Annotated in this window: 9 protein-coding genes; 6 read left to right on the forward strand and 3 right to left on the reverse strand. The window is 51.5% G+C overall.

The genetic code is table 11. The features are described from left to right. The first annotated feature begins 213 nt into the window (after positions 1-213). From D2E26_RS03690 to glnA, 4 genes are all read left to right on the forward strand, one after another. Positions 214-840: a DUF3043 domain-containing protein gene (locus tag D2E26_RS03690; protein WP_125963288.1), complete on the forward strand. Its 627-nt coding sequence runs from the start codon at positions 214-216 to the stop codon at positions 838-840. 313 nt (positions 841-1,153) lie between these two features. After that, on the forward strand, positions 1,154-2,641 hold the full coding sequence (locus D2E26_RS03695; RefSeq protein ID WP_125963289.1) for an FAD-dependent oxidoreductase: 1,488 nt from the start codon (positions 1,154-1,156) through the stop codon (positions 2,639-2,641). A gap of 190 nt (positions 2,642-2,831) precedes the next feature. After that, on the forward strand, positions 2,832-3,626 hold the full coding sequence (locus tag D2E26_RS03700; RefSeq protein ID WP_125963290.1) for a DUF4191 domain-containing protein: 795 nt from the start codon (positions 2,832-2,834) through the stop codon (positions 3,624-3,626). A gap of 300 nt (positions 3,627-3,926) precedes the next feature. Next, positions 3,927-5,363: a type I glutamate--ammonia ligase gene (glnA, locus tag D2E26_RS03705; protein ID WP_125963291.1), complete on the forward strand. Its 1,437-nt coding sequence runs from the start codon at positions 3,927-3,929 to the stop codon at positions 5,361-5,363. 219 nt (positions 5,364-5,582) lie between these two features. Here the strand turns inward: glnA and D2E26_RS03710 are convergent, their stop codons facing one another. After that, positions 5,583-6,242, reverse strand: coding sequence for a DUF4145 domain-containing protein (locus D2E26_RS03710; protein WP_164515847.1), 660 nt, complete (start codon positions 6,240-6,242; stop codon positions 5,583-5,585). Between the two features lie 321 nt (positions 6,243-6,563). Further along, positions 6,564-8,144: an ATP-binding cassette domain-containing protein gene (locus D2E26_RS03715; RefSeq protein ID WP_125963293.1), complete on the reverse strand. Its 1,581-nt coding sequence runs from the start codon at positions 8,142-8,144 to the stop codon at positions 6,564-6,566. A gap of 250 nt (positions 8,145-8,394) precedes the next feature. On the opposite strand from D2E26_RS03715, the gene D2E26_RS03720 reads away from it, so the two are divergent. Both D2E26_RS03720 and D2E26_RS03725 read left to right on the forward strand, forming a co-directional pair. Continuing rightward, positions 8,395-9,012 carry a thymidine kinase gene (locus tag D2E26_RS03720; RefSeq protein WP_125963294.1) on the forward strand — a complete coding sequence of 206 codons (618 nt, stop codon included), beginning with the start codon at positions 8,395-8,397 and terminating at the stop codon, positions 9,010-9,012. Positions 9,013-9,015: 3 nt separating this feature from the next. Next, complete coding sequence (locus D2E26_RS03725) at positions 9,016-10,143, forward strand: Mrp/NBP35 family ATP-binding protein (protein ID WP_125963295.1); 1,128 nt, start codon at positions 9,016-9,018, stop codon at positions 10,141-10,143. Positions 10,144-10,257: 114 nt separating this feature from the next. Here the strand turns inward: D2E26_RS03725 and ligA are convergent, their stop codons facing one another. Then, the gene (gene ligA / locus D2E26_RS03730; RefSeq protein WP_125963296.1) at positions 10,258-12,960 is read right to left on the reverse strand and encodes an NAD-dependent DNA ligase LigA; all 2,703 of its coding nucleotides are present in this window, start codon (positions 12,958-12,960) and stop codon (positions 10,258-10,260) included. Positions 12,961-13,011 lie beyond the last annotated feature (51 nt).

A 13,011-nucleotide genomic window follows, 5' to 3' on the forward strand; every position in this document is an offset into this window, starting at 1 on the left:
TGATTTCCCACCTTTCATCGATGTCAGTTGAAGTACTTCATAGGTGAAGTCGTTTCTCTCAAGTTTTTTACTCATATGGCAGGCAATACAGGTTTGCTCTACCGCACATAAACAAAAAACTACGCTGGCAATCATTGTAGGAATACCGCAGAACTGACGAAAAGCGTACTGCTCAGCGGAAAGCGTCTTACCGTTCTCGTACGCTAATGCCTCATGGCAGCAAAGAATTCTGAGGAACAAACTTCCGACGCTAAGAACGCGTCGAACTCGACCCCAAACACCACGCAGGGCAAGGGTCGTCCAACACCAAAGCGCAAGGTTGCGCAAGCACAGGGACTTCGTCCACTCGTGCCTGAAAACACGAAGGAACAGCGTAAGCGTGCAAAGGAACGCATGCGCGCACGTGAAAACCGTGAGTATGAGGCAATGCGCACGGGCGATATTAACAACATGCCAAAGTCCGAGCGCCTGCCATGGCGCGTGTACATTCGCGACTATGTTGACGCTCGTTTCAACATTGGCGAGTACTTCATTCCTGTTGCCATCGCCATTCTGCTGCTGTCCGTGCTGTTCACGGCAATCTGGCCAAACGGCGTTGTTTCGATTGTACTTATGGGTCTGATGTACGTGTACCTGATCGCCATTGTTATTGACGTAGCCGTGATGTGGAAGCGCCTGAAGAAGAAGCTCATCGCCAAGTACGGCGAGCAGGCTGTTGCTAAGGGCATGCGCTCCGCTTCGTACGCATGGAGCCGCGCAATCCAGATGCGTCGCTGGCGCCTTCCAAAGCCAAGGTATGCAAAGCGCAGCGAATACGCTGAAAACGGCATCATCAAGTAAGGCCTATTAAATAACCAGTCTTCATCCCGCAAGTACCCACTTGCGGGATTTTTTATTTCCCTACCCTTTGATGCTCTCCCACACATAAGCCAGTTACTTCTCACGCACATAAGCCAGTTGATTCTCCCCCCCCCCACATAAGCGAATTGCAAAAATTGCGTGGAATATTGCTCAACAACACATTGATTCTCAGGTTTCTTTGAGGTTTTCTTGCGCGTAACCCCTATATCGGCCGATAGGCTTGGGGCAATACAAGTCTTGATTGAAGTAATAACGACCTTGAACTGAACAATGATGGCGTGAAGGAGTGGTTATGAATTCGACTTTGCAAACAGATGTGGCGATTATTGGCGCCGGCCCTGGCGGTTATGCAACTGCGTTACGTGCGGCGGAACTGGGTAAATCGGTAACGCTTATTGAGCGTGATGCTCATGTTGGTGGTACATGCTTGTTGCGAGGATGCATTCCTTCTAAGGCCTTAATTTCTGCAGCGCACACCATGGATGCGATGAACCATGCAGCCACTATGGGTATTCAGGTTACTGCGCCAAGTGTTGATGAAGCGAAGCTTGCGCAATACCGTGAGCAGACTGTTACGACTATGACCTCTGGTTTGGCTGAGTTGCTTGCTGCTCGTCATATTCAGATGGTGCATGGTCAGGCTGCTTTGCAATCCGATGGCACGATTCTCGTAACACCTGCACCTGATGCAACTCAAGTACGTGTGGGTCAGAGCCTTGATGCTTTGCACGATGCCGGTACGCAAGTAACGATTCAAGCAACCGATACGGTGCTGGCAACAGGTGGTCGCCCTCGCCCACTGCCTAATGTGCCATTTGGTGGTGCTGTTCTTGATTCCACTGCTGCTCTTGGATTGGAACATCTGCCAAAGCGCGCTGCAATTGTGGGCGCAGGTTCAGTTGCTTTGGAATTCGCTTCGATGTGGCGTTCTATGGGCGCTGAAGTAACACTGCTTGTCCGTCACGATACGCCACTTTCGCATGCACACCATCGTTCTGCAGTGGTGCTAACTCGTGAGTTAAAGCGCCGCGGTATTAAGATCGTTGCTCATTCGCAGGTTACAGAAACTACGCCAGGTGAATCCGGTGAAGGCGTTCATGTGACTTATACGTCGTCGCTTGACAACGAGACCTACGGCATTGATGCTGATGTGCTGCTCGTTGCTATTGGTCGTGATCCAAATACTGACATGCCATGGATGCAAGATTTGGATATTGATATTACTGATGCTGGTTTGATTGTGACCGATGATCTCGGTCAGACAAGCATGCCTCATGTGTGGGCAGTTGGCGACATTACGCCGGGTCATGGTTTGGCACATCGCGCATTTGAACAAGGCATTACGATTGCTGAGGCTATTGCTGGATTAAATCCAAAGCCAGTTGATGAGCGCACAATTCCTTCGGTTATTTTTACGACACCTGAATTTGCTTCTGTTGGTCGCACGGTACAAGAAGCACAGACTATTGATGGCTGCACTGATGTGACCGAAACACTCTACCCAGTTATGGGCAATGCACGCATGGTTATGGAACGAGCCAATGGTTCGATGGCTGTTGTTACTGGTTGCAGGCCTGGTCATCCTGATCAGCGTGAGGTGCTTGGCGTTCATATTGTGGCACCAATGGCGAGCGAACTTATTGGCCAAGCAGAACATGTTCTGGGAGCTCATACGCCACTAAGTGATGCGGCTCGTCTTATTGAGCCTCATCCAACGTTCTCGGAGATGTTTGGTGAAGCGTTGCTCAAGGCCGACGGGCGGCCGTTCAATACACTGTAAAGTCGTTGTAAGCTAGAAAGCAGCAATGACGCTTGAGAAGAGAGAAACCAACGCTGCATCGTTGCAATGGTTGCTGTTCACAGTAGAACGTCTTCGCATGGGCGCGTTACAGTAGTAATGCCTTGCGAAGTCGGATCAACAGAGATCCTTCTTAAGCGGTGCTTTACCAGACGAGTTAGAAAGGTTCCACATGGCGGAACGTAAGCCGGAAAAGGGAAAGAAACCCAAGAAGAACGGCATGTTCAAACAGATCGCGCAGATCTATAAATTTACGCACCGCGAAGATAAAGCATTGCCTTATCTGCTGGCTGTAGCTTTTGCACTGCCTGTGATTGTGTTCGTTGTGCTGGCAATTGTGCTGCACTGGGGATGGCTGGGCTGGATCGCAACCGTCCTGATCGGTGTGATGGTCGGCTTCCTGCTGTTCACGATTGTGTTGACGCGTCGTGCTGATGTTGTTGGTTATAAGCAGCTTGATGGCAAGCCAGGTGCAGCAGTGAGCGTGCTGAGCAACATGCAGAAGGCTGGTTACACCTTCCCTCAGGAGCCAGTGTGGGTGGATCCACGCACGCAGGCTGCTGTGTGGCGCGGCACTGGTTACGCAGGCATCTACCTCGTTGGTGAGGGTGACTACGGCCAGGTTATGCGCGCAATGGATCGTCAGGAGAAGACGGTTAAGGGTGTGACTGCAGGTTCGCGTATTCCTGTGTACCGCATTGCTGTTGGTAACGGTCCTAAGCAGGTCAGTCTGAAGAACCTGCGCCGTACGATCGTCAAGCAGAAGACGTACATGCCAACCGAGCACAAGAATGCACTGGCTAAGAAGATGCATTCGAAGCGTCGTTTCATGATGACCAAGGATCAGCTGCTGACACTGAACGAGCGTCTCTCGACGCTGCAGCGCAAGAAGGGCTATGGCATTCCAAAGGGTGTTGACCCAATGCACCCAGGCAAGATTAGCCGTAAGGCCATGCGCGGCCGCTGATCGATTTGATCATCGCATTGAGTAAATCGGCAATTTGACTGCGAGTTCAACGCTTGATTTACCCAGAGCTTATTTACTAAACCGCCCGTCTCCCACTATTACGGAGACGGGCGGTTCGTATTACGGACTTCCTCCTATAATCACAACCAAGTACAGATGAACGAGATTTGCCTACAGTAATGGGCATTTAGACCAAATTCACCGTTGTATGAAACATGGTCGTAACGTAAACGGCGAGGAAGTGAAACTCTGGCTCCTAAGCTGAGAGACGTTACAAAGTTTTTTGAAAGGAGCGGTCTCGTGACCACACTCAAGACCAAGGCGGATGCTGAGGCACTGATTAATCAGGAAGGCATCGAATACGTTTCTGTCCGATTCACTGATTTGATTGGTGTGCAGCAGCACTTCACCGTCCCGGCCAGCGAGTTCCTCAAGGACGCATTTGACGAGGGCATGCCATTTGATGGTTCTTCTATTGAAGGCTTCCAGGCCATCAACGAATCTGATATGAAGCTCGTGCCAGACATTGAGACCGCTTACATCGATCCATTCCGTAAGCACAAGACGCTCAATGTTGCTTTCTCGATTGTTGATCCTCTGACCGACGAGCCATACTCCCGCGATCCTCGCCAGGTGGCTGCAAAGGCTGAGGCTTACCTGAAGGCTACGGGCTTGGCTGATACGGCTTCGTTCGCACCTGAGGCAGAGTTCTTCCTGTTCGATAAGGTTCGTTTCGATAACACGATGGAACGTTCGTTCTACGAGATCGATTCGATTGAGGCTCCATGGAACTCCGGCGTTGACGAAGAAGAAGACGGCACGCCAAACATTGGTTTCAAGAACCGCGTGAAGCGCGGCTACTTCCCTGTTCCACCTGTTGATCACACGCAGGATCTGCGTGACGACATGGTTGCAACGCTGCAGCAGGTCGGTCTGATCCTTGAGCGTTCCCACCACGAGGTCGGCGCTGCAGGCCAGCAGGAAATCAACTACCGTTACAACTCGCTGCAGCACGCAGGCGACGATCTGATGAAGTACAAGTATGTGGTTCACGAGGTCGCAGCTCGCGCAGGTAAGGCTGCAACGTTCATGCCAAAGCCACTCGCTGGCGATAACGGCACGGGCATGCACTGCCACCAGTCGCTGTGGAAGGACGGCAAGCCACTGTTCTACGATGAGAAGAACTACGGCGGTCTGTCCGACATGGCTCGTTGGTACATCGGCGGTCTGATCAAGCACTCCTCTTCGGTGCTTGCCTTCACGAACCCATCGCTGAACTCCTACCACCGTCTGGTTCCAGGCTACGAAGCTCCAGTCAACCTCGTGTACTCGGCTCGTAACCGTTCGGCTGCTATTCGTATTCCTCTGGCAGGTTCCTCGCCAGCTGCAAAGCGCATCGAGTTCCGTGCACCAGATCCATCCTGCAACCCATTCCTCGCCTTCTCGGCTCAGCTCATGGCTGGTCTCGACGGCATCCTCAACCACATCGAGCCTCCAGCTCCTGTGGATAAGGATCTCTACGAGCTGCCACCAGAAGAGCACGCAGGCATCAAGCAGGTTCCAAACTCGCTGGGTGAAGCTCTGGATGCTCTTGAAGAAGATCACGACTTCCTGACCGCAGGCGACGTGTTCACCGAGGATCTCATTGAGACGTGGATTGACCTGAAGCGCGGTGAGATTGATCTGGCTCGTCTGCAGCCAACGCCACTCGAGTATGAACTTTACTTCCACATTTGATTTGGAGTTCGCACTGCGTAGTGAATGCAACTACGTGAAGTAGCGATTGTTATAGATAGCCCTTGGAATTATGAGAAGGTTACGCATAATTCCAAGGGCTTTCTGTATTTATGCGCATTGAACGATGAACGCTGTGACTTGAGCAATAATAAACCGGCACCATTGTCGGTTTTAAAGCATATATTCGTGGGCCATATTCATCGGCCAGGAAACACTATTCTAGATATTTTGCGCCGATTCACGCCTTTGTTTTCGACTTTCCTTACGCCTTTGAATAGCTAATGGCATCTGATAAACATAGTCCAAAAATGTATCTAAGAATCCGAGAATATCGGTGGCCTCTTCCTCTGAAACCGGCTCAGAAAAGCCACCATGTGCTACGTCATTGCCGAGATACCTAATCTCGTGCGCTTCTTGTTTAATTTGATCACTCAGAATGCCGCGAGATTCTAATTCATCAATTTTGTGGACGAGGGTACCTCGGCCAATTCCTTTATCTGTCGCAGTGGCTTCAATAACAGTACGTGCCATAAGAATGGCAGCCCGGTATGCACCAATAGACAAACAAGCATTTGCTTCACTTGCTGCTTTTGCAATTGGGTCAGGAACATCAGCGAATTCTTTCCATATGGCGCTTTGCGGATGCCATAACATTGTCACATCGTTAGTATTCATCAGGTCTGCCACATCTTTAGGATCATTAAGTTTCGAATTATGGATACTTCCTATGGAGCATTTCTTACAAGAATCGCATTGAAACAGACCAGACCATATCCCCGACGGATAATTGCTGGTCCATGAATTTTCTGAATATTGAGGCGAACTTACCAATGACATGTGAGCGTGAGCACCACATGCCCAACATATTCTATTAGCCATGCCCATCATTGTATTTGGCAATGCCTGCTCAATGCATTATTCACATGGATTCTGGAATAATTAGCATCACCATATCGCAGTATTGAAATGGTAAGAGCTTCTCTTTTTAGGCACCTATTGAAACAAAGTTACGTGTAAGCAAACAGCACGTATGAGGCTTGTGCCAAAACCTCGTTATGCACGAACTATCCCATCGCATCTGGTTAGAGTGAGAGTCAAGCGGTCCACGTACCCAGGATCGTTCTCATAATTATTTCCTTGAATCACATGCAGATTGTCTTCCGCAGCACAGTAGGCAATCTGCATGTTCTTTATACAGCTCTATTCTTCAGTAAATGCATCAAGCAACAGCTGATCGTGCGTGACCAACACCATTGCACATGGATACGCTTGCAACATCGTGACCATGGCCTGTTTCGAGGACAAATCCAGATGGTTCGTCGGCTCATCCAAAATCAGTAGTTGAGGCCCCGCTACTAGTCCAAGAGCCAACTGCAATTTGCGGCACTCACCCGGGGACAGCGCCGACTCATCAAGTAACGCCTGGGCCTTACCGTTTTGCGCCACGAAATATCCAATCGCCTGCTGACGTTGTTCCGCATTAAGCTCGTCAAGTTGCTGCAACAGAGCATGTGCATCCGCCGTATGCTGCGTCACGACGAGCGTTGGAATCGACTGGTCCAATGTGGTTACCAGCGCTTTCAATAGCGTTGACTTGCCCGCGCCGTTTGGTCCTGTAATAATCAAACGGTCTCGAGGCCCGACACTTATTCTCGGAATAGTTACGGCCGCGAACGCGGTATCTGCTTCCCCACTGCGATCAAGGTTCAACGTTGTGCCATCAAGCGTCGCCGCATACTGCGTTACTTGGCCATCTGCAGCGCTCCACTGTGCTGTTGCGAAATCAATAATGCCTGGTTCAAGATGCATCAGTTCACGCCTGCTACTTGGCTCGACGTCGAATTGTACGGCTCCCGTTCGCCGCTTTGCTTCTGTTGTTATGCCCGTTGTTGCCTGTGCTGCTTGATTAATGCGGCCTTCGAGGCGCGCAACATTGCGACTCACGCCCGCATCAAGCCCACCTTTAGCGAATTTCTTACGTTTGCAAGCATCATGATCTTTGCGATCCGGCGTGCGCATGCTGGCCGCTGCGGCTTGGTTCGTTTTCTCAATGCGCTTCTGCCGTTCGGCATGTAAGCGTCGCGTTTCCGCTTTGGCAAGTTTGAGTTGTGTTGTTGCTGTTGCGTTGCGCTGTTCGAGTTCATGATGAATGACTTCCCATGTACCCTCAAATAGGTCAACAGCCGTCTTGTTCCCCGCGTTCGTGTGGATGCGATGCAAGAGATAGCTACGCTGTGCAAGCTCATTGATTACTGCAACATCGTGTGTAATAACAATGCCGATGCCGCGATACTGACGCAATGCTGCTATGACGGCATCACGCGTTGGCTGGTCAAGATGATTCGTTGGCTCGTCGGCTACCAGTACTTCTGGTTCTAGAGCTAGTGCGCAGGCAACTTGCAATCGCTTGCGTTCGCCTCCTGACAGTGTTTCCCATCGGTATGGCCAATCATCGCCAATGCCTAAAGTATCGCGCATGCGAATGGTTGCAGAGGACCAGTCGGCGCCGAAGTCTTCAATATTTGCTGGTGCACATGAGGCATCTTGTTGAATCCATGCAGCGCGTAAGTTGGCATTGGAAACATTGCCCTGCTCAGGCGTGAGGTCTCCTGTTGCGATTGATGCGAGCGTTGTCTTTCCTATGCCATTATCGCCGAGTAAAGCAGTCCAACCTTGTGGAAAAACTACGGAACAATCTTCAAAAACGACATCAGCATTACCGTCGTACTGTGCGGTGATATGGTTAAGCGTTATTTGCGACATATGAAGTTCCTTTGCCATGAATTGACTCGTGTGGTCATGCAGAAATAAGAATGTGTTTGTTGGCAAAAGTCAGAGCTTCATGTCTCGAACCCTAGCGAGCGGATCTGAAACTGTCAAACCGCCCTCAGCTGTATCTCAAGTTTCGGGCGAAATACTGGGCACAATTCCCTCGAATGAATGAAACGGGGGTGATTTGGGACACTTCGCGCAGTACCCCGTGCACTACAATGACGTTCGGTCTAATTTCGACAGAGAGGAATCGCGGCCCATGGCCAAGCTCTATTTCAAGTTCGGTGCGGTTGGTGCATCTAAAACGGCAAATGCGTTAATGGTGCGATACAACTATCTTGAGCGCGGCAAGGTGCCTGTTATGTTGAAGCCTCGCATGGAATGCCGCGATGGTGAGCACACGATTCGTTCACGCATTGGTCTGGAGGCTGAGTGCGCTTTTGTTGAGGACTTCCTCGAGTCGATGAAGCATCATCAGGGTGATGAGGTTGATTTTGACGTCGTTATTGTTGATGAAGCACAGTTCTTGACGACGCAACAGATTGATGAGCTTGCTGCAATCGTTGACAATTACGATGTTTCCGTCATTTGCTATGGTCTGCGCACTGATTTCCAAGGCGAAGGTTTTGAAGGTGCTACTCGCCTGCTGCTGATTGCAGACAAGATTGAGAATATTAAGACCGTTTGCTGGTGTGGTCGTGCAGCTTGCTTCAATGCACGAATTGATAATCAGGGCAACATTATTCGTGCTGGTGACAAGATTGTTTTCGGTGGCACTGGCACCTATATTTCGCTGTGTCGTAAGCATTATTACCAAGGCATCACGTCGGGTAATGCTATGAACACGGATGAATCTTTGAGCCTCGTTGAGGAGTAATGAGTGAACGCAATAGAACAAGATATTTACGATCGTCTGGGTCATGTTATCGATCCAGAACTTGGTAAATCTATTACCGAAATCGGCATGGTCACGGGTGTTCGTGTCACTCCGCATGAGGGCGAAGACTCGAATACGACGAATGTTTATGATGTTTCGATTTCGATTGAGTTAACCGTTCCTGGTTGCCCGCTGTCAAAAACTATTACGGATCGTATTAATGCTGCAGTTGGTTCATACACTGAAGCAAAGCTCATTCCTCATATTGAAGTGGGCTCTATGAGCCAAGAAAAGCTCGCCAAGCTTGTTGAACAGTTGAAGGCTGAGCGTCACGAGAATCCGTTTAATAAGCCGGGCAATACGACGCGTATTTTTGCTATTGCTTCAGGTAAAGGTGGCGTTGGCAAGTCCAGTGTAACGGCCAATCTTGCAGCCACGTTCTCGGCTCTTGGTTATGACACGGCAGCCATTGATGCTGATATTTATGGCTTCTCTCTGCCAAAGCTGTTTGGTACTTCTGAACAACCAGTGAACTTGAATGGCATGCTTATGCCTGCAACGGCTTGGGGCGTGAAGTTCATGTCGATCGGCAACTTTGCTGGTTCCGAGAAGGCTATTTTGTGGCGTGGCCCACGTTTGCAGCGTTCGCTTGAACAGTTCCTTGCTGATGTATGGTGGGGTTCGCCTGATGTGCTGCTGCTCGACTTGGCTCCTGGCACTGGTGACATGGCCATTTCTGTGGCTCAGGCTCTGCCAAATGCTGAGCTCGTTGTTGTTACGACGCCTCAGCCATCGGCTTCTGATATTGCTGCTCGTTCTGGCCTCGTGGCATTGCAGGTGCCAATGCGTGTTCGCGGCGTTGTTGAGAACATGAGCTGGTTCGAGCATAAGGGCGAAAAGCTTGAGATCTTCGGCCATGGTGGTGGCCAGCGCGTGGCTGATCAGCTGACGCATGCACTGCATTACAATGTACCGCTGCTTACGCAGCTGCCACTCGACCCAGAAATCCGCGAAGTTGGCGAAACGGGTCGTCCAGCCGTTCTTGATGAAAACGGCAAGCTTCGCGATGATGACTTCGCCAAGGCATTTAAGGATCTTGCAGAAAAGCTCATCGAACCACCACAGCTGTGAACTGCAACGCAGCGATAATTCCTAATAAATACCAATGTGGCTAGGCCGAACGGCCTAGCCACAACTGTATGTATCACCAATTGCTCGTATAAATCACATATCGCCAAGCGACAGCTACTCTACTGCAGCAGCTCCTGGCTCGCCCGTTTCGAGCAAGCGCACGAACTGTGCTTCGTCGAGCATTGGAATGCCCAGTGCCTCAGCCTTCTTCGCCTTCGAGCCAGCGGCTTCGCCAACGACGACGTAGTCCGTTTTCTTCGAAACCGAACCTGCAGCCTTACCGCCACGGTTAACGATGGCTTCCTTAGCCGAGTCACGCGTGAATCCTTGCAGCGATCCCGTAACGACCACGGTCTTACCTTCAAGCGTCTGTGGCAGCGACGAGCTCTCTGGAGCCTTCGCCTCGAGGCCTGCAGCCGTCCACTGCGCCAGAATCGAACCATGCCACGACGTTGGATCCTCAGAGTCAGCGAACCAATTGACAATGGCCTGAGCCACTTCCGAACCAATGCCAGACACCGATTCGAGCTCTTCCTTCGTTGCGTGCTGCAACGCATCCAGCGAGCTGAAACGCTGAGCCAGCAGACGAGCCGTTGGAGGACCAACATGGCGAATTGACAGTGCCACAATCACACGATCCAGATCAACGTGCTTAGCCTTCTCGATTTCCTCGAGCATGCTGCGCGTTGTTGCCGAAGGGCACACGTATTCAGGCTGAACCGACTGCGAACCATCACGATTCTTCTTTGTGCGCTCGTCCAGAATCACAGCATCCGCTGGCACTACAAAATCTGGGAAACGACGCTCATAATCCGCAGCTTCTGCAGGAGCATTCGGTTCGTTCTGCTCTTCAGCCGCGTAATCCTGCTCAGCTTCCAGCAGCGAGGCCTGTGCCGGATTATCAGTCTTCTTCTTCGCTGTCGCCCACTTAGGCTTCGTCCAGAACGCACTCACCTGACGCCACAGGCCCGAGCCGCCGAGACGCTTACGCACGTTTCGCGTTTTACCGTTCGCGTCCGTATGCTTGCGAACTTCAATAATAGGAATCTCTCGCCAAACTCGAACGTCACGTAACTGCTGAGCCGTCAGTGAGAACAGACCAGCCTCGCTCGTCAAAACTGGAGTCTGCACTGCCGGCAGAGTCAGGCCCTCAGCAGGTTCGTACGGTTCCGGTTCTTCTCCTGGATGGACAATGATTTCCTGCAGATGCGGCGCATACACGTCAACCGTTGCCGGGCGTTGATCTTCAGGATTGGTCAACGCAACCGCAGATTGGTCACCCAAATGTTCAATATCGAAAGCCTTACGTGAGCCCAAATTAATAACGCGCTCAGTCAGCTGAGCCGGGCAGCTCTCGTGGTTCGGGCAACGCAGATCCTTATCACCCTCGTTATCGAACTCAAGCAGCGCGCCGCATGACGGGCAGTGCGTTGGCATATGGAACTCGCGCAGCTCACTTTCGTGACCCTTGCGCGCCTCAAGCACTGGGCCAACGAGCTCAGGAATAACGTCACCAGCCTTGCGTACGACAACGGTGTCACCGATCAAAATACCCTTGCGCTTAACCTCGTAACCGTTGTGCAGCGTAGTACTTGAAACCGTAGAACCGGCAACATATACAGGCTTGAGCACGGCGGCAGGTGTCACGCGGCCCGTACGACCGACTTCGACGATAATGTCGAGCAGCTTTGTGTGCACTTCCTCTGGTGGGTACTTGTATGCAATGGCCCAGCGAGGAGCACGCGAGGTCTGGCCGAGCTGACGCTGCAATGCCAGATCATCGACTTTGACAACGATGCCATCGAGTGGGTGCTCAATGTCGTCGCGGTGCTGGCCGTAGTAGTCGATCATGTCGAGAATCTCGTCGAATGTGCCGACCTTGCGGTTGTGTGGCGAAACCGGGATGCCCCAACGCTTGTAGAGGTCGTAAGCCTGCGACTGATCGCGCACCTCATCAATAGGCGGCACGGCGTGGCCCTCTCCCCAATCGAGAATGCCGATGCCGTGAGCGTAGAAGCTCAGGTGGCGCTGTGCCGTGATGCGTGGATCCTTCTGACGGAGCGAGCCGGCGGCAGCGTTACGTGGATTTGCGAATGGCGTGCGACCCTCGTCTTCATTACGCTCGTTGAGGTCATGGAACGTATCCCAACGCATAAAGACTTCGCCGCGGATCTCGACCATGTGAGGGATGTCGGAGCGGTTCGTCTCTTGCGTGCCGAGGTTACCTGGAATCGTTGGAATCGTGCGGACGTTCAGCGTAATATCTTCGCCGATTTTGCCGTCACCACGAGTCAGGCCTTGGTAGAGCACGCCGTCGCGGTAAATCAAGTTCAGTGCGAGACCATCGATTTTGACTTCGCAGGTCATTGGCAGTGGCTTGTTTTCTGGCCACTGCAATTCGTTGCGCACACCGTCATACCATTCTCGCAGCTCTTGAATCGAAAACACATCGTCAAGCGACAGCATCTGTGAAGGCTGTGGAACCGATGGGAATTCATTCGTGAACGAGCCGCCAACACGATGCGTTGGCGACGATGGCACGTCGAGCTCAGGCCACGTTTTCTCGAGTGCTTCGAGGAAGCGCAGACGAGCGTCGTAGGCGGCATCAGAAGAAATTGGATCCGAGTTGATGTAGTACGCAACCTGATCGGCTTCAACCCAAGAAGCGACCTTGTTCCACAAGGTGCGTGCACGTTCTGGGCCGAGCTTCGTAACGTCAACGAGCTCAAGCAGCATGGCATCTTGATCGGAACGCGTCAGTGCTGCTATCCACTGATCGCTACCGGGTTTGAATTCCTTGGCCTCTTGCTGCGCCATTATTCACCTTCCATACAAGCTATGGGAAGCAATGCTTGTAATGCTGTTGCG

It is taken from the genome of Bifidobacterium dolichotidis (assembly GCF_003951975.1).
GTDB classification, from domain to species: Bacteria; Actinomycetota; Actinomycetes; order Actinomycetales; family Bifidobacteriaceae; genus Bifidobacterium; species Bifidobacterium dolichotidis.